The sequence below is a fragment of the Flavobacterium ovatum genome, from assembly GCF_040703125.1.
GTDB lineage: Bacteria > Bacteroidota > Bacteroidia > Flavobacteriales > Flavobacteriaceae > Flavobacterium > Flavobacterium ovatum.
Genome location: NZ_CP160035.1, coordinates 2,952,280 through 2,969,401, shown reverse-complemented (window position 1 = coordinate 2,969,401; position 17,122 = coordinate 2,952,280). Strand labels below are relative to the sequence as shown.

The 17,122-nt window shown below is 30.6% G+C and carries 16 protein-coding genes; 10 read left to right on the top strand and 6 right to left on the bottom strand.

The window, feature by feature from the left end:
• The first annotated feature begins 93 nt into the window (after positions 1–93).
• The 3 genes from ABZP37_RS12540 to recQ all read left to right on the top strand — a co-directional run bounded on the left by ABZP37_RS12540 (position 94) and on the right by recQ (position 3,669).
• Positions 94–1,065 carry a deoxyhypusine synthase family protein gene (locus tag ABZP37_RS12540; protein WP_108741494.1) on the top strand — a complete coding sequence of 324 codons (972 nt, stop codon included), beginning with the start codon at positions 94–96 and terminating at the stop codon, positions 1,063–1,065.
• A gap of 9 nt (positions 1,066–1,074) precedes the next feature.
• Positions 1,075–1,473: a DNA primase gene (locus ABZP37_RS12535; protein ID WP_366183466.1), complete on the top strand. Its 399-nt coding sequence runs from the start codon at positions 1,075–1,077 to the stop codon at positions 1,471–1,473.
• An 81-nt stretch (positions 1,474–1,554) separates the two neighbouring features.
• Positions 1,555–3,669, top strand: a complete 2,115-nt coding sequence (gene recQ / locus ABZP37_RS12530; RefSeq protein ID WP_366183465.1) for a DNA helicase RecQ — start codon at positions 1,555–1,557, stop codon at positions 3,667–3,669.
• A gap of 53 nt (positions 3,670–3,722) precedes the next feature.
• On the opposite strand, the gene ABZP37_RS12525 is transcribed toward recQ, so the two are convergent.
• The 4 genes from ABZP37_RS12525 to ABZP37_RS12510 all read right to left on the bottom strand — a co-directional run bounded on the left by ABZP37_RS12525 (position 3,723) and on the right by ABZP37_RS12510 (position 8,633).
• Complete coding sequence (locus ABZP37_RS12525; RefSeq protein ID WP_366183464.1) at positions 3,723–4,238, bottom strand: DinB family protein; 516 nt, start codon at positions 4,236–4,238, stop codon at positions 3,723–3,725.
• Between the two features lie 10 nt (positions 4,239–4,248).
• Complete coding sequence (locus tag ABZP37_RS12520; protein WP_366183463.1) at positions 4,249–6,834, bottom strand: phosphoenolpyruvate carboxylase; 2,586 nt, start codon at positions 6,832–6,834, stop codon at positions 4,249–4,251.
• Positions 6,835–6,922: 88 nt separating this feature from the next.
• Positions 6,923–7,402, bottom strand: coding sequence for a winged helix-turn-helix transcriptional regulator (locus ABZP37_RS12515; RefSeq protein WP_072943262.1), 480 nt, complete (start codon positions 7,400–7,402; stop codon positions 6,923–6,925).
• Positions 7,403–7,478: 76 nt separating this feature from the next.
• Positions 7,479–8,633 (bottom strand): M14 metallopeptidase family protein, encoded by a 1,155-nt coding sequence (locus ABZP37_RS12510; RefSeq protein ID WP_366183462.1) that lies wholly within the window; start codon positions 8,631–8,633, stop codon positions 7,479–7,481.
• Between the two features lie 312 nt (positions 8,634–8,945).
• On the opposite strand from ABZP37_RS12510, the gene ABZP37_RS12505 reads away from it, so the two are divergent.
• Together ABZP37_RS12505 and ABZP37_RS12500 are read left to right on the top strand one after the other, a co-directional pair.
• Positions 8,946–9,401: a helix-turn-helix transcriptional regulator gene (locus ABZP37_RS12505; RefSeq protein WP_366183461.1), complete on the top strand. Its 456-nt coding sequence runs from the start codon at positions 8,946–8,948 to the stop codon at positions 9,399–9,401.
• 81 nt (positions 9,402–9,482) lie between these two features.
• Positions 9,483–10,148, top strand: a complete 666-nt coding sequence (locus tag ABZP37_RS12500) for a fused MFS/spermidine synthase (protein ID WP_366183460.1) — start codon at positions 9,483–9,485, stop codon at positions 10,146–10,148.
• Positions 10,149–10,156: 8 nt separating this feature from the next.
• On the opposite strand, the gene kdsB is transcribed toward ABZP37_RS12500, so the two are convergent.
• Positions 10,157–10,882, bottom strand: coding sequence for a 3-deoxy-manno-octulosonate cytidylyltransferase (gene kdsB, locus ABZP37_RS12495; protein WP_366183459.1), 726 nt, complete (start codon positions 10,880–10,882; stop codon positions 10,157–10,159).
• Between the two features lie 490 nt (positions 10,883–11,372).
• Here kdsB and ABZP37_RS12490 point away from each other — a divergent pair, with 490 nt between their 5' ends.
• Entirely contained in the window at positions 11,373–13,580 is a 2,208-nt protein-coding gene (locus tag ABZP37_RS12490) for a PAS domain S-box protein (RefSeq protein WP_366183458.1), read from the top strand.
• Entirely contained in the window at positions 13,577–13,972 is a 396-nt protein-coding gene (locus ABZP37_RS12485) for a response regulator (protein WP_366183457.1), read from the top strand. The genes ABZP37_RS12490 and ABZP37_RS12485 overlap by 4 nt, the downstream gene beginning before the upstream one ends.
• Here ABZP37_RS12485 and ABZP37_RS12480 read toward each other — a convergent pair.
• Positions 13,969–14,526 carry a hypothetical protein gene (locus tag ABZP37_RS12480; RefSeq protein WP_366183456.1) on the bottom strand — a complete coding sequence of 186 codons (558 nt, stop codon included), beginning with the start codon at positions 14,524–14,526 and terminating at the stop codon, positions 13,969–13,971. The two genes, ABZP37_RS12485 and ABZP37_RS12480, sit on opposite strands and share 4 nt — an antisense overlap.
• A 101-nt stretch (positions 14,527–14,627) precedes the next feature.
• Between ABZP37_RS12480 and ABZP37_RS12475 the strand changes: the two genes are divergently transcribed.
• From ABZP37_RS12475 to ABZP37_RS12465, 3 genes are all read left to right on the top strand, one after another.
• The gene (locus tag ABZP37_RS12475; protein WP_366183455.1) at positions 14,628–14,855 is read left to right on the top strand and encodes a hypothetical protein; all 228 of its coding nucleotides are present in this window, start codon (positions 14,628–14,630) and stop codon (positions 14,853–14,855) included.
• Positions 14,856–15,012: 157 nt separating this feature from the next.
• On the top strand, positions 15,013–15,453 hold the full coding sequence (locus ABZP37_RS12470) for a KTSC domain-containing protein (RefSeq protein ID WP_366183454.1): 441 nt from the start codon (positions 15,013–15,015) through the stop codon (positions 15,451–15,453).
• Positions 15,454–15,872: 419 nt separating this feature from the next.
• A complete protein-coding gene (locus ABZP37_RS12465) occupies positions 15,873–17,066 on the top strand; it encodes a multidrug effflux MFS transporter (RefSeq protein ID WP_366183453.1) in 1,194 nt (397 codons plus the stop codon).
• Positions 17,067–17,122 lie beyond the last annotated feature (56 nt).

The following is a 17,122-nucleotide window of genomic DNA, read 5'->3' as shown; positions in this document are numbered from 1 at the left end:
CAATTTAGTACATAGTTAAATTAAAAAATCTTTACATTTGAAAATAGAATCCTTTTCAAATGTTCTATTTTAATATCTTTAAAAAAAATAATAATGAGCAAGGGACCTATTAGCCAATTTATAGAAAAGCATTATTTGCATTTCAATTCAGCCTCTTTAGTAGATGCAGCAAAAGCATACGAACAACAATTAGCCAATGGTGCTAAAATGATGGTTAGTATGGCTGGTGCCATGAGTACTGCAGAAATTGGTAAAATATTTGCTGAAATTATTCGTCAAGACAAAGTTCAAATCATTTCTTGTACAGGAGCTAATCTTGAAGAAGACATTATGAACTTAGTAGCACATTCTCACTATGAAAGAGTACCTAACTATAGAGATTTAACTCCTCAAGACGAATGGGATTTATTAGAAAGAGGATTAAATAGAGTTACTGATACTTGTATCCCTGAGCACGAAGCGTTCAGACGTTTACAAAAACATATTTTTAAAATTTGGAAAGACGCTGACGACAAAGGGGAACGTTACTTTCCTCATGAGTTCATGTACAAAATGTTGCTATCAGGTGTACTGGAAGAATATTATGAAATTGATTTAAAGGATAGCTGGATGTATGCTGCAGCAGAGAAAAACCTGCCTATTATTGTTCCAGGATGGGAAGATAGTACGATGGGTAATATTTTTGCTTCATATGTAATCAAAGGAGAATTAAAAGCTTCTACCATGAAATCCGGTATTGAATACATGGTTTACCTTTCAGATTGGTATCCGAAAAATAGTGCTAACGGAATTGGTTTTTTCCAAATTGGTGGTGGAATTGCAGGTGATTTCCCAATTTGTGTAGTTCCAATGTTGTACCAAGACATGGAAATGCATGATATTCCATTTTGGAGTTATTTCTGTCAAATTTCTGACTCTACAACGAGTTACGGATCCTATTCAGGAGCAGTTCCAAACGAAAAAATAACTTGGGGTAAGTTAGATATTAAAACGCCTAAGTTTATTATTGAATCAGATGCTACGATTGTAGCTCCATTAATTTTTGCTTATTTATTAGATTTATAGAATATCATTATGAAAAGAGTAATTGTTGATTACGTAAAACTTACAAACGAAATTTTAAACCTATTAGTGGAACGTTTCCCTGATGGCTACGATGATTCAGATATCATTCGTTTTAGAAATGCTAAAAACGAATTGATTGAAGCTGTGGAAGTACGCACTGAAGACACTATTTATTTAGTAAAAGTGAGTACCAAATTAGCAGACAGAATCGAAAATTATGATGAAGATGATGAAATAGATGATGAAATCGAACCAATCACTCCGATTAAAGGTGTGGATATGGACGATGACGTAGATGATGACGATGACGAAGATGATAATCATGATAAACCAGATTTGGATGACGATGACGAAGATTCAGACGACAGAAATAGTTCAGATGACGACGATGACGATGACGAAGATTAATTTCTTCTCTTAAATACAAAAGGAACTCCACATTGAGTTCCTTTTTTTTTATATTGTATTATACTTTTTTTACTTTACTGAATGATAACTTCCGCCCTGCTTCACGATACGCTTAAAGATAATTTTGGTTTTGAAAAATTCAGACCAAATCAAGAAAAAATTATTAATTCTATCTTAACAGGAAAGGATGCTTTAGCAATTATGCCAACTGGTGGAGGAAAATCAATTTGTTTTCAATTGCCAGCATTACTATTTCCTGGGATAACCATTGTGATTTCGCCATTAATCGCTTTGATGAAAGACCAGGTAGACAGCTTAAAAGCCAACGGAATTGAAGCTTGTTACATCAACAGTAGTCAATCTAGTGTAGAACAGCAGGCACATATTGAGAACATTATTAGTCAAAAAATAAAACTAGTTTATGTAGCTCCAGAAAGTTTGTCTTATCTAGAAAACACCTTCAAGCAAATCACCGTAAGTTTAATAGCTATTGACGAAGCACATTGTATTTCGTCTTGGGGACACGACTTTAGACCAGCCTATACTAATTTAGGATATCTTAAAAAGCGCTTCCCTTCTACTCCAATTCTAGCCTTAACCGCCACAGCCGACAAAGCAACACGCGAAGACATTAGTCAGCAACTGAATCTAACTGACCCCGTAGTTTCGATTTCTTCTTTCGATAGGAAAAATTTAAGTTTGGAAGTTCGTCCTGCTTTAGACAGAGTCAAGCAAATTATAGATTTTATCACTCAAAAACCAAATGAGTGTGGAATAATTTATTGTTTAAGTCGTAAAACCACTGAAGAACTTGCTGAGAAGTTGCAAAAAACAGGCATCAATGCCAAAGCATATCATGCAGGACTAGGTAATAATACTAGAGCCAAAACTCAGGACGAATTTATTAATGATGATTGCCAAGTAGTTTGTGCAACAATTGCCTTTGGAATGGGAATTGACAAATCTAATGTGCGCTGGGTAATCCATTATAACCTTCCTAAAAACATTGAAGGCTATTACCAAGAAATTGGTCGTGCTGGACGAGATGGACTACCTTCTGAAACAGTTTTGTTCGAAAGTTATGGCGATGTGATTCAGTTACAAAAATTTGCTTCACAAGGTTTGAATTCCGAAGTGCAGTTGTCCAAATTGGAGCGCATGAAGCAATATGCAGACGCCGTAAGTTGCCGTCGAAAAATATTACTTTCCTATTTTGGTGAAATTGTAACCGAAAATTGTGGTAATTGTGATGTCTGTAAAAATCCACCCGCTTTTTTTGACGGAACAATTCTGGCACAAAAAGCACTATCCGCTATCATACGATTAAAAGAATCAGAACCACTTCCTATAATTGTTGATTTTTTAAGAGGTTCTAAAAATGCATATATTATTGAAAAAGAATATCAAAATCTCAAAACCTACGGCATTGGAACTGACGTGTCTTGGTTCGATTGGAACCAATACATTATTCAATTAATTAATCAAGGGTATTGCGAAATTGCTTTTCATCTAAAAAACCAAATAAAACTTACGACTCTAGCCCATGAGGTTTTGTTTAATGGTGAAAAAGTTCAATTAACTACCGTACAAAAAGAAATTACAGAAAAAGGAAAAGTCAAGGAAACCAAAACTACCAAGCCAAAGAAAGATTCTTTATTTGAAATATTGCGTATCATTCGTTATGACATTTCAAAAAAAGACAAGGTTCCTGCCTACGTCATCTTTAGTGATGCTGTTTTGCGTGAAATCGAAACGCATCGCCCAATGAGTGAGGATGAACTAATCGCCATTGACGGAGTTGGAAAAGCCAAATTAGAAAAATACGGTACCATTTTTATCAATGCTGTTATTGATTTTCATAAAACCAAAGTGATACAACAAAAAAAGGCATCAACAACTTACAAAGAAACCTTATCTATGTTTCAAAGTGGATTAACCGTTATAGAAATTGCCGAAAAACGCAATCTTGGATTAAGTACAATCATGTCACATATTGCTAAATTATATGAAGACGGAGTTTCTATAGATTTATACCAATTTGTAACCAAAGAAGAAGTTGATAAAATTGCAAAAGCAAAAATTCTGCTTGAAAGTCCAACAGCTTTAAAACCTTATTTCGATCATTTTGAAGGACAGATTTCTTATGACAAAATCCGATTGAGCTTATCTATAATTTTAAAAGAAAATACCGCATAAAAAAAGCCACGAATCTAGAAAAATTCGTGGCTTGTATTTTTTAATAATTTAAATTATAAATAGCGTTCTTGAAAAACGTTTTGATGGTGTTTTTGATGTCCAATGATCAAGAACCCTAATGCTCTAACAGAAACAGTCGAACCTGATGCAGTTCCCTTTATAATTAATTGTTCTTGAGATAAACTTTTAAACAAAAATAAAGTAGAAAATCGAACAGCAGACAGTTCAGCTAACAGATCCTGAATTCCTCTAGCATTTGCATTGGTATTGATAATATAATTATTTTCATCAAAACCAGGCAAAGCGGTCTGGTCATTTCTTGAAATTCTCATGGCGCGATAAGAAAATATTCTTTCAACATCAATCAAATGCTGAATAATATCTTTGATCGTCCATTTCCCTTCGGCATATCGAAAATCAAATTTTTCCATTGGAATATTTTGCACAAATTTGATGAATTGATGAAGACTTATTTCTAAGTCTTCAATCAAATCCTCATTTTCTAGTGCATTGATATAAGTCAAAAAATAATTCGAATATTCCGTAGTATTTAATTCGCTTATCTTCATCTTATATTAATTACGCTGAATTTCTACTTGCGTTTGTATTTCCAAAAAGGGAACGCATAACGATTTTTTCATATACTTTAATTAAAGCTTCGTCTGGAACACTCTCTTTGTTTAATTCGTTAATTCTTAGCAATGCATATTGTTGTATAGTTAACAAAGGCAGCACAATACGTTCTCTTATGTCAATTGAAGCTTTACCATCAGGATAGTTCTCCATTAACTCTTTATGACCTGCGATTTTCAATAATAAACGCTTGCTATCCAAGAATTCATCGTAAATCATTTGCCAAAATTCACCAAATTCAGGATCGTTTTTCATGTATGCTGTTAATGGGAAAAATGATTTTGCCAATGACATCATACTATTTTCTAACAAGGTTCTAAAGAACATAGAATTATCATACAACGCTTGTACCTTATCCCATTCTCCGGCTTCTTCATAATGCTTTAATGCAGCACCAACTCCGTAAAAACCAGGAACGTTTTGTTTTAATTGACTCCAAGAACCTACAAACGGAATCGCTCTTAAATCTTTGAAATCTAATTGTGCTGATTTACTCCTTTTAGACGGACGACTTCCAATATTGGTTTTAGCATAATATTTCAAAGTACTCATTTGTTCTAAATAAGGAATGAACTTTGGATGATTTTTGAAATTCAAATATTTCTCATATCCTAAACGGGATAGCTTATCCATCACCACTTTGTCTTCTGGAGCAAAAATATTTTTATTTTTATTAAATACTTGATTAGTAACACCTGCACTCAATAAGTTTTCTAAGTTATGACGACAAGAATCTAGAGTACCAAAGTTAGAACTAATAGTTTGTCCTTGAACCGTAATTTGAATTTCTTTATTTTCAATCTTTGGACCTAGAGATGCATAGAATTTATGTGTTTTTCCTCCTCCACGAGCAGGTGGTCCACCACGACCATCAAAGAATATTACTTCAACATTGTATTTTCTAGAAATTGCTGTCAAAGATTCTTTTGCTTGATAAATACTCCAGTTAGCCATTAAATAACCACCATCTTTTGTGCCGTCAGAAAAACCTAACATAATAGTTTGAATATTACCTCTGCTTTTCAAATGACCAGCATACATTGGATTAGTATATAACTTTTCCATAATATTATGAGCGTCCAACAAGTCATCTACTGACTCGAAAAGAGGAATCACATCTACCGTTGGTTTTTCCCAGTCCTGCAAATGAATCAACGCCAATGTTTCCATTACATTCAAAGCACTTTCGTTATTACTAATAATATAACGATTTGCCCCTTCTTCACCATTCTTAGCTTGAATTACTTTAATTGCTTGTACAGACTCAATAGTAGCACGAGTCATCTCGTTATCAAAATCTTTTGAATCCAAGTTCCCTTTTACATTAGCTAAAACTTCAAATTTTTCAGCCTCTGTTAAGTCATAATAGTTAGCAGGAAAAACAGAAGGATTTGTTTTTTGGTAAAAATCAAAAATATCTCTAAAAACCGAATCGTGAATTCTACTATTTTGACGAATGTCTAAAGTAGCAAAATAGAATCCAAAAAGATTAACATTAATAATCAACGATTCTAATTCATCTAAATACAAAGATTGATGTTGTTCAATAACAATACTTCTGATTTTATTTAATTGTGCTTTCAACTCATCCAAAGTGATAAAAATCTCACCTTGAGAATAAAAAACAGAACGGTATAATTTACTTTCTAATTCGGCTACTAATGTATCCACATTGAAAAACGTAAGCTTTCTTTTCAGACGTCTAACTTCAATGTAGTAACATTTCAAAATAGACAACCTCAAACGCTCTGCAACTTTCAAAGTAATTTCAGTAGTTACAAACGGATTTCCATCACGATCACCACCAGGCCAGAAACCTAATTTCACAATTGGGTTCTCAACTGTTTGTCCAGGAAAAACATTTTTTTGAAGATAATGGATCATATCACTAGAAGTAGGATAAAAAACATTTTCAAGATACCAAATCAAACTAACAGCTTCATCAAAAGGATTTGGTTTTTCATTTTTAATGAAAGGTGTTTTTCCTAATTGAGCTAAAAGTTGTTTGATTCCTAATAAATCATTTTCTTTTATTGCTTCAGTTAAATCATTGATAATACCCAGAACAGCCCCGGGATAAAACTGAGTAGGATGTGCCGTTAAAACAGTTCTAACATTGAAATTCTTAAAGAATTCAATTAATTCTTCTTGTTTTCCTTTAGCATCTGCCTTTTCTTTAATATCTCTCAAAGAACCTCTTCCTTCCATATTATTCACTACAGAAAAAGAAGCATCTTCAACTGCATCAAACAAAACAATTTGACGTTCAATATATTGAATAAAACGAAACATCAAATCAATTTTATCTTTTTCGTTATTGCTGTGTAAATATTTATTAGAAAAGAACTCCATAATTTCTTTTGGAGTTTCTTGTTTTTTAAATCCAGTTTCACATACATCAGTAAACAAAGGAAGCATTACTCCAGTATTATCGATTGAGTCAAATGGTAAGGTTATAAAAACACTATTATATATATTGTATTTCGAAAGAACATTTTGGTTAAATCGCTCAATTTTAGGGTGTATGTACATATATTATTTTATTTTTTTGATGGGTTTATAAAAAAATAACCTCAAGAATTAACTTAAGGTTATATTTAAAATATAGCATTTAAGTCAATTACATGTTTTTGAAGATAGTATGCATCAAACGCTTCTTGTCGTTAATGCTCTCTTCTAGAGAAATCATAGTTTCAGTTCTATATACACCGTCAATATCATCAATCATAAAGATTACATCTTTAGCATGCTTGGTATCTTTTGCTCTAATTTTACAAAATATATTAAATTTTCCTGTAGTAACTGAGGCAACAGTAACAAAAGGGATTTCATTAATACGTTCTAAAACAAATTTAGTCTGAGAAGTATTATTTAGAAAAACTCCTACGTAAGCAATAAATGAATAACCTAGTTTATCGTAATCTAAAACCAAAGAAGAGCCCATAATAATACCAGCATCTTCCATCTTCTTTACCCTAACATGTACTGTACCAGCAGAAATTAATAACTTTTTCGCAATATCTGTGAAAGGTACTCTAGTGTTATCAATTAACATGTCTAAAATTTGATGATCAACTTCATCTAAACGGAACTTACTCATATTTCTTTAATTAATTTATTATCAGCACTTACAAAGTATAAAAATATACATAAAAATGAAAAACAGATGCAAAATATTACTTTTTTATCAATCCATTAACAAATTTAATATTATTTTCTAAACAGAAACTTGCTTTTTTGTTTAATTGTGGAAAATTCACCTCTTCGTCACTATATTTTGCTCCTTTAGCATCATAAACAAAATGACCAAAGCGGTTTTCTAATTCTCCAATCTCAACAATATAGGCATTGAAAACAATTACACCATTAACTAATTCCTCTTTGTATTGTGCAGCAAAATTCGTTATTTTTTCAATACCATCATAATTTATTTTTATGTTTTTGTATATAAAATCATAAAAAGACTGCTTATTTTGAGGAATAATTAAATAATCTTCAATTCCTTTAAGATCTACATCGTTTTCGCTAAGTATCTTAAAACTCGCCAATAAAGACATGAAAACAAATTTTCGTGTAATTTCACGCTGATAATCACCTTGAAAATGTCCTGCTTCAAATAATAATGTAGACACTCCTAGATGTTGAAATGTATCCCCAATGCAGTTAATATTAAAGGAGTCATCAAAACGCCCTACTTGACCAGGGATAAACTCCTGTAAGACGGCATTAATCCCAGCTATAAGCTCAATAGCTTTTAGCCTAGAATAATTTACTTCCCGCTCTTCATTATAGGAAGGAGCTAAAAATGACATAGTTGCAGGGACTCCGGTCATATCTACACCAAAAATAGTACGTTGATCATGTAAATTATAACAATAATCTGGTTTAAACAATTCAAACGTTTCACGCAATAATTGACTTTCAGGCTGAGTCAAATCCTGAGAATCTCTATTCAAATCAACTTTATTGGCATTCTCACGAGTGTACAATCTTGCGCCATCAGGATTAAGCATTGGTAGTACACAAAAAGTGAAATTAGCTAATAATTGCTTTGCTAAATCCGAATCGCTTTTCAACAAATTAAAAAAATCAAAAAGACCTTTAGTCGTTGTACTTTCATTACCATGCATCTGTGACCAAAGAAAAATTTTGATTTTTCCAGTCCCAATTTGAAACTTATAAATAGACTCTTCTAAAACAGATTTACCTATTATTGACAACTCACCAATCTCACTTAATTGCTTCAAAAGTGGCTCAACTTCATCTAAAGTCAAATACCTTCCATTTATAGATTGTTCTTTATTTTCAGTGAACAATTGTTCTAAATTCATAATACAAATATTTAATTTACAAAAGTAAACATCTTTATTTTTACAATTGTAAACAATGATTTGAGCGTCAAAATTAATTTTGTAAACATATTATTAGCTGAAACCCCTTCTTATTCCCATGCACTAATTAACAAATGTTACTAATTCATTTAATCGTAACTAAATAATTGTAAATCAATGTTATAGTGTTCGCGACAATAAGCTTAACTTTATATGTAAAATGTGTTTTAAATCGTTTTGCAATTGTAATTTTGCTTGTTACAACTGAATTGATTACATTTGTAACAACCGAATTAACAAAAGTATTTCACAATGGTAAACACAGATGATTTTATAAAAAGATTAGAGGTTATACTGGATTACTACAGTTTAAACGCTTCTGCATTTGCAGATAAAATAGGTGTGCAACGCTCTAGTTTATCTCACCTTCTTTCAGGTAGAAATAAACCCAGTTTAGACTTTATTCTAAAGATTCTAGAAGAGTTCCCTGAAGTAGATTTGTATTGGATCTTAAACGGAAAGGGACAGTTTCCAAAAAGAAATGAAGAACCTTTAATTACGGATAACAAGAGTAATCTTCAAGTTCCAGAAACTGAAAAAATAAATGATTTATTTAGTTCTGAAAAAATAAAAACTACTGCTCCAACACAGGAGAAAAACAAGACTATACATATTCCTGATTCACAAAACACAACGGAACCTGCAATAGAGAAAATGGTTGTTTTTTATAAAAACGGAACATTTAAAACCTACTTGCCTGAACAATAACAACACGAATACTCGTATTTTATGTTAATTTTTTGCAAGAAATATAGAATTAAAACTTATTTTTGAGAAAATCTATCACTGATGTTTAAAAAATTACTAAGCTATTTTATCCCTGTAACCATTCACTCTGAAAAATCAGAAGTAAGTAAATCAATTGATATTAACTGGGACAATGGTGAATTGGTAATTGATTCTGAAAACACTAATTATTCTTATGGTCACTTACAACATTTCCTAAAACTAGGATTAAAAGATATTGGTTTTGAAAAAATAAGAACAATGGACCATGTTTTAGTACTTGGTGTCGCCGGTGCAAGTGTTGTTAAAACTTTGACAGACGAAATAAAATATGATGGAAAAATAACTGGCGTAGAGATAGATCCTAAAATCATTGAATTAGCCAATAAATACTTTAACATTAACAGAATACCTCAATTAGATATTGTTATTGAAGATGCTTTTGAATTTGTTTTAAAAACCAAAGAAAAATATGATTTAGTCATAGTAGATATCTTTCAAGATATTAGAATGCCGAATTTTGTTTACGAATCTTATTTCAGAGACCGTATTTGCTTGATCCTTAAAAGCAAAGGAATCATCTTGTTTAATACTATGATTTTGGACGAAAAACAAAATCTCCTTAATGAGGCCTATATCTCTAGCTTCAACAAGGAGAATTTTAGTATTAAATCGCTTCCCAGAGTGGAAAAGCATAATGAGTTAATTGTAATTGAAAAAATGTTTTAAAAGTGTATTTAAATCATTTTCCGAGCTTTTTCTAAATCTTCTTTGGTATCAATACCAATACCTGCGTGAGAAGTTTCAATCATCTTGATTTGCTTTCCAAATTCCAAATAACGTAATTGCTCTAATTTTTCAGATGCTTCTAATGATTTCATGGGTAAATGATAAAAATCTATCAAGGCCTGCCTTCTAAAGGCATACACCCCAATATGTTTCATATAACGTACTCCAACATTTTGATCTCTCGGATACGGAATTACCGAACGAGAAAAGTATAAGGCGAAGTTATTTTGATTCACAACAACTTTTACATTATTAGGATTATTGATTTCTTCTTCCTCTTTAATCTCAAACATCAGTGAAGCCAAGTCTACTTTTTTAGCTGTATCATTTTTAAAAACCTCAATCAATTCCTTTAATGGTTCGGAGTTTATAAAAGGCTCATCTCCTTGTACATTGATAACAACATCTACATCAATGCTTTCAATAGCTTCTGCAATACGATCACTCCCTGATTCGTGTTCTTTAATACTCATTATGGCTTTTCCACCATGAGTTATAATTTCATCAAAAATTAAATTAGAATCCGTTACCACAAAAACATCGTCAAACAATTGCGTGTTTAAAGCAGCTTCATAAGTTCTTAAAATCACTGTTTTTCCTCCCAAATCTTGCATGAGTTTGGCGTGAAAACGTGTGGAAGCGTAACGTGCGGGAATAACTGCTATTATTTTCATATATTTATTTTTACCTCAAAGGCACTAAGATGCAAAGGTTTTAGTTTTTTGATAAGTGGTTCGGTAGCAAATATATTAATTCTTATTTTATTTCAATGTAAATTAAGACATACACAAATCAAATCACACATCGTTTTAAATAATACTAAAAATTGAAATCCTAAATAATAAACAACAATACGATGCACTTCTTTTATTGATAAGTGAATGTTAAAAAAGTAAAGTAAATCTTGACTTCCTTTCTTAGTGTATACATTAATATGTATATTTGTTATCATAAATACTTCAAATTAAAAGTCAGCCGAATGATATGGCAGATTAAACAGACTTTAATCAAAGCATGAATTCAATTTTGACAGCAGTACTTTCTAAAAATATTTTAAACAAGCCAAAAACAATTGGGTTCATAATTTTCTTATGTCTTAGTTTAGTAATAACTTACATTGTTTTTCAGCAATATTCTATTGTTAAAGAGGAAAAACAAAACGAGATGAATAACTACCTTAAAGTTATTCAACTAGATGTTGAGAAATCTTTAAAAAATAGTTACACTACTACATTAACACTTGCTTTGACTATCAATGATAATGGAGTCCCTGTTAATTTTGATACAATTTCTAAAAAACTTTTAGCGTCAAATCAAAATATTAATTCTGTTCAACTGGTTCCACATGGAGTTATTAAGTATGTTTATCCTTACGAAGAGAATAAAGCCGCAATTGGATTAGATATATTAAATTCCAAAAAACACCAAAAAGAAGCTATAAAATCAATCGCAAATCAAAAAATGTACTTTGCTGGGCCATTTGATTTATTGCAAGGAGGTAAAGGAATAGTAGGCCGATTACCTGTTTATAAGAACAATAAATTTTGGGGGTTTTCTGCAGTAGTTATTCGTTTAGAAAAATTATTGAATTTTTTTGAGCTTAACCCCACAGATAGCTCAAAATACTACCTTCAACTTTCAAAAAAAGACCCAAACACACTAAAGGAAATATTTTACTTAAAAGGCTCTAAAAACTTTTTAAAATCAAACTATGTATCTAGTACTGTAACAGATGGAGATTGGAAATTATATTTAATAGACAAGCACTCTTACTCCTATTTTGATTCTCAATTAATAGTTATTTCTATATTTGGTTTCATAACATCTATTCTTTTTGGTTTTTTTACTGCTTCAGTATTAGAAAAACCTGCAAAATTACGATTATTAGTTGCTGAACAGGCTGACAACCTCCTTAATAGTGAACTAAAATTTAAAGCTTTTTTTGAACAAGCTGCTGTTGGTATGGCAAATGTTAAGAAAGATTCTGGAATATTTATCGAAATGAATACTAAATTTTGTGAACTGCTTGGATACACTCAAGAGGAATTAAAAAGCAAAAGTTTCAAAGACATTACACATCCAGAGGATTTAGAAAAAGATTTAGAGTATTTAGAAAAACTCAAAAATGGTTTGATTAATAAATATTCTTTAGAAAAAAGATATTTTAAGAAAAATGGAGCTATTATTTGGGTTAAACTTACTGTATCACATTTATTAAAAACCAACGATGAAGAATCCAGCTATATCTCTATCATTGAGAATATATCCAAACGTAAGATTGCTGAGCAAAAATCTAATGAATACCAAAAAAGAATCGAATCTTTAATAAATACTATTGACGGAATCGTTTGGGAATGTAGTGCTGATACCTTCAATTTTACTTTTGTCAGTAAAAAAGTAAAAGATATTTTGGGATACACTTCTGAAGAATGGTTATCTACTCCTAATTTTTGGGAAAATCATATTCATCCTGATGACAAATACTCCGTTTTAAATTATTGTTGTGAAAAAACGGCTAAAAATTCAGATCATGATTTTGAATATCGAATTATAGCCAAAAACGGTAATACAATATGGCTTAGAGATATTGTGAATGTAATCACTGAAAATGGTAAAACAGTATTACTACGTGGAATTATGATTGATATTACTAAAACTAAGGAAATTCAGAACGACTTAAATAATTCATTCAAATTAGTAACAGAACAAAATAAGCGTTTATTAAATTTCTCCTATATTATTTCGCATAATTTAAGATCCCATACAAGTAATATTTCGTCTTTAATGGACTTATTGGAAACTTCAGAATCTGAAGAAGAAACCAAAGAATATGTTCAATTATTAAAAAGGGTATCTAATGCTTTAAATGAAACATTAGAAAACCTGAACGAAGTAGTTAATATACAATCTAACATCGGGTTAGTTACTGAAAACATAAACTTAAAGCAATATATTGACAATACTTTAAGAATTCTTTCCAATAAAATAAAATCTCAAGAAGTTAGTGTCGTTTCTACTATAAACGAAGATGTAGAAGTAATATATAATCCGGCTTACTTAGAAAGTATTTTGTATAATTTAATTTCAAATGCTATTCGTTACAGGCATCCAAACCGAAAACCTGAGGTTTCAATTTCGATGTCAACTGAAAATAACAAAAAAACACTTCAAATTTCAGACAATGGAATAGGAATTGATTTAGAAAAAAATGGATCTAAAATATTTGGTATGTTTAAAACGTTTAGTAATAATCCTGAATCAAGAGGGATTGGGTTATTTATTACTAAAAATCAAATAGATGCAATGGGCGGAAAAATAATGATCGAGAGTCAAGTCAATATTGGAACTACATTTAAAATTTACATCTCATGATAAAGAAAACAATTTGGGTAGTTGATGATGATCCCATTTACAAAATTATTATGAAAAAAATAATTAATAAATCAGAATTATTTTCTTCAATATCTACTTTTTCTGATGGTAAAGAAGCTTTTACTGCTCTTAATAAATCGTTAGAAAACAACTGTAATATACCTGACATTATATTATTAGACATTGAAATGCCAATAATGGACGGCTGGGGCTTCATGGATGAAATTGCAAAAATCAACCCTCAATTAATGCGTAATATACCCATTTACATTTCCAGTTCTTCTATTGCAGCGGATGACAAAGAAAAAGCAAAAAATAATAAATTAATCCTGGGCTATATGTCAAAACCAATAAAACTTGAAGATTTAGTTTTAATAGCTAATAATAATTAGGTCTGCTCTTTTAATATCTCCCCTTTGATTTCATCTAAATTTCGATTAGTATAGACTAAAACTTCAATTATTCTTTTACGCAGTACATCAATATCTTCATATTCAAAATATTTTGCCCATGAAGAAAGTTGTTGTAAATTTCTAATTTGTTTTATTTTTTTAGTAGTTTCAAAACTTGTGCGTAAAATAGCCTTATCGTCATAACTAATACTATTCTTATGTTGGTAATTCACTGTGTTTTTTAAATAATCTACCTCAATAAAATATAATTCCTCCTCTGCATTGTCAGGATAAAATTCTTCCCATAAAGCAAAACCTAATTTATTTTTAGATTCCGAAGCAGTTTCTAATGCAGTTAATCTCCATTTACTATTGGCTAATCTCCCCCAATGGTTTGACAATCTATACATCCCTTTGGAAGTATAATAATACGAACTTCCTGCTTTACTTTGAAATTGTGACTGGAGTCCTTTAATTTCATCAATTAAAACCTCTTTAAAGACACAAAAAGTATTCTTAAACGAATTTGGACTAGGTCTGAATTTTTTTTCCATAGGCAAATATAACAAGAAGGAACGAAACAGAAAATTAGTCCTTTCAAATGATTAACTTTGCGACAATAATAGAAATAGACAAAACTTAAAAAAAGAAACAAATGTTACAAAAAGGAATTTATACAGGTGTAATTGAAAAAGATGAAAACAACAATTTCTTTTGTGGAGAATATCTTTTAGATTACAAAATGGTTATGGCTAAACATGTTGTAGGTGACATGATTACTATAAAATCAATCATTGAAAATCCTAGCGACATTAGCTTTAAAAAATATCCTAAAAAATCAAAAAGATTTGACAAAGCGAATAACAAACCTGAACAATCTTAAACAGATATAAAATTACTACGATAAAAAAACTCTTTTTTATTATTTTTTAGAACACCACCTAAAACCTAAAAAAAATTGTACCTTTGCAAAAAATTGTTGATTTTGAAATTTAAAAAATAATAATTTCATACTAATAGACAAGCAGTTACCATAATTTATGAAAAAAATAGTTGAATACCGCAAACTACTTAATGTAGATAAAACAGTACAATTAAAAGATCTAAAAACCATTTATCGTAATTCGATGAAAGATGCACATCCTGATAAGTTTCAAGGTGATGATGCGGGTCTTAAAGAAGCAGAAGAAAATAGTAAAAAAATTATTGAAGCTTACCATTTTTTAGTGAGTATCAATCCTGAAACTATCAAAGCTAATTTACCTGAATATACTGAAACTACTACTACTGCAACCATTACAGATTATAAATTTGTAGAAGGTAGATTAATCGTTAATTTTTCTAATGGTAGTGTATATGAATATATCAGTGTACCAAAAGCAACCTATGTAAAAATGGTTAATGCTGAATCTCCAGGTCGTTTTGCTAAAAGACATATTTTCAATGCTTTTCCTTACAGAAAAACAATCAATCAAGATTAAGTAAATATCTGAGAAATTATAGTAAAAAAGCTGTCTTATTTTAGACAGCTTTTTTTTTACTAAAAAATGGAAGATTTAAAATAAAAAAAAACGATTCACCCTAAATAAATAAGGTGAACCGTCAAACCAACCAATGAATATTACTCTTCTAAAATGTTATTTAAAAAATTAAAATAAACTGTATACGACTACAACTTTTAAATATTGGATTTTAAACTATTAAAATTATTTTTAAAACATTTAGAAGTTAGAATACGTAAACATCATTTGGTTTAATTCATTCCTTTATTTTAACACATCATTAACATTTTGTTTTCAGTTATATAAAAATTAAAAAAACTTTTTTACAATCCCATTTCAATAAAAAAAAATTTAATGATTTGTAAAAGTGTTTCTTGTCGCAAATAAAAAACTATTTAATGATAAAGTCTAATAAATTCAAAACAATTTTAATTTTAGGGTCACTTACCGCTCTTGGTCCATTCTCTATAGACATGTATTTACCTGGTTTTTCAGGAATTGCAAAAGACCTGGATACCAGTGTAGCTAACGTTGCCATGACTTTATCTAGTTATTTTATTGGAATTTCAGCGGGACAATTACTGTATGGACCTCTATTAGATCGTTATGGTAGAAAAACCCCACTATTTGTTGGCTTATTAGTTTATATATTCGCTTCTTTGGGATGTATTTTTGTAACAGATATAGATACTTTTATAGGATTACGGTTTATTCAAGCAGTTGGAAGTTGCGCAGCTACTGTAACATCAATTACAATGGTCAGAGATTTGTTTCCTGTTAAAGAGATACCAAAAGTATTTTCAATGTTAATGCTCGTTGTAGGACTATCTCCAATGCTAGCTCCTACTGTAGGAGGTTATGTAACGGCAGGATTTGGTTGGCAAGCCGTATTTTTTATTTTAATGCTTCTTGGTTTAATAATCTTGGCTGCGGCACAATTAGGATTACCAAACACTTACATTCCAGATGAGTCCATTTCGTTAAAGCCAAAACCTATAATCCATAATTTTCTAAAGGTCCTTAGAGAACCTCAGTTTTACACTTATGCTTTTACTGGTGCAATTTCCTTTTCGGGTTTATTTACATACGTAGCAGCCTCTCCTATTCTTTTTATGGATATCTATGAGGTTGATGCTAAAACTTATGGATGGATTTTTGCTTTTATGTCTGTCAGTTTTATTGGAGCCAGCCAACTTAATTCACTTTTATTAAGGAAATTCTCAAGTGAACAAATGGTCTTTACTGCTTTAGCAACTCAATCCCTTATTAGTATTGTTTTTTTAATTACAGCTCTCAATAACTTATTAGGATTGTATGAAACTATTGCTTTATTATTTTTATTTTTAGGATGTTTAGGTATTTCAAACCCAAATACTACAGGGCTTACCTTGGCCCCTTTTACCAAAAATACAGGAAGTGCATCTGCATTGATGGGAGCCATACAATTAGGTTTAGGAGCAATTGCTTCTTTTGCTGTAAGTGCATTTGTAACTGACTCTATAGTTCCTATGGTTATGATCATGTCAACTACCACAATTACTGCATTAATGATACTCCAAATTGGAAAAAAAACTATTAAAATCAAGAAGTAGTCCTATAAAAATTATTGAGGCTACGTATAATAACTAAAAAACCAATTAAATACTTT

Excerpts from the sequence above, each read along its gene's own strand:
- ABZP37_RS12540 (WP_108741494.1), top strand. The coding sequence starts at position 94 with ATGAGCAAGGGACCTATTAGCCAATTTATAGAAAAGCATTATTTGCAT.
- ABZP37_RS12535 (WP_366183466.1), top strand. The coding sequence starts at position 1,075 with ATGAAAAGAGTAATTGTTGATTACGTAAAACTTACAAACGAAATTTTA.
- recQ (WP_366183465.1), top strand. The coding sequence starts at position 1,555 with ATGATAACTTCCGCCCTGCTTCACGATACGCTTAAAGATAATTTTGGT.
- ABZP37_RS12525 (WP_366183464.1), bottom strand. The coding sequence starts at position 4,238 with ATGAAGATAAGCGAATTAAATACTACGGAATATTCGAATTATTTTTTG.
- ABZP37_RS12520 (WP_366183463.1), bottom strand. The coding sequence starts at position 6,834 with ATGTACATACACCCTAAAATTGAGCGATTTAACCAAAATGTTCTTTCG.
- ABZP37_RS12515 (WP_072943262.1), bottom strand. The coding sequence starts at position 7,402 with ATGAGTAAGTTCCGTTTAGATGAAGTTGATCATCAAATTTTAGACATG.
- ABZP37_RS12510 (WP_366183462.1), bottom strand. The coding sequence starts at position 8,633 with ATGAATTTAGAACAATTGTTCACTGAAAATAAAGAACAATCTATAAAT.
- ABZP37_RS12505 (WP_366183461.1), top strand. The coding sequence starts at position 8,946 with ATGGTAAACACAGATGATTTTATAAAAAGATTAGAGGTTATACTGGAT.
- ABZP37_RS12500 (WP_366183460.1), top strand. The coding sequence starts at position 9,483 with ATGTTTAAAAAATTACTAAGCTATTTTATCCCTGTAACCATTCACTCT.
- kdsB (WP_366183459.1), bottom strand. The coding sequence starts at position 10,882 with ATGAAAATAATAGCAGTTATTCCCGCACGTTACGCTTCCACACGTTTT.
- ABZP37_RS12490 (WP_366183458.1), top strand. The coding sequence starts at position 11,373 with ATGAATAACTACCTTAAAGTTATTCAACTAGATGTTGAGAAATCTTTA.
- ABZP37_RS12485 (WP_366183457.1), top strand. The coding sequence starts at position 13,577 with ATGATAAAGAAAACAATTTGGGTAGTTGATGATGATCCCATTTACAAA.
- ABZP37_RS12480 (WP_366183456.1), bottom strand. The coding sequence starts at position 14,526 with ATGGAAAAAAAATTCAGACCTAGTCCAAATTCGTTTAAGAATACTTTT.
- ABZP37_RS12475 (WP_366183455.1), top strand. The coding sequence starts at position 14,628 with ATGTTACAAAAAGGAATTTATACAGGTGTAATTGAAAAAGATGAAAAC.
- ABZP37_RS12470 (WP_366183454.1), top strand. The coding sequence starts at position 15,013 with ATGAAAAAAATAGTTGAATACCGCAAACTACTTAATGTAGATAAAACA.
- ABZP37_RS12465 (WP_366183453.1), top strand. The coding sequence starts at position 15,873 with ATGATAAAGTCTAATAAATTCAAAACAATTTTAATTTTAGGGTCACTT.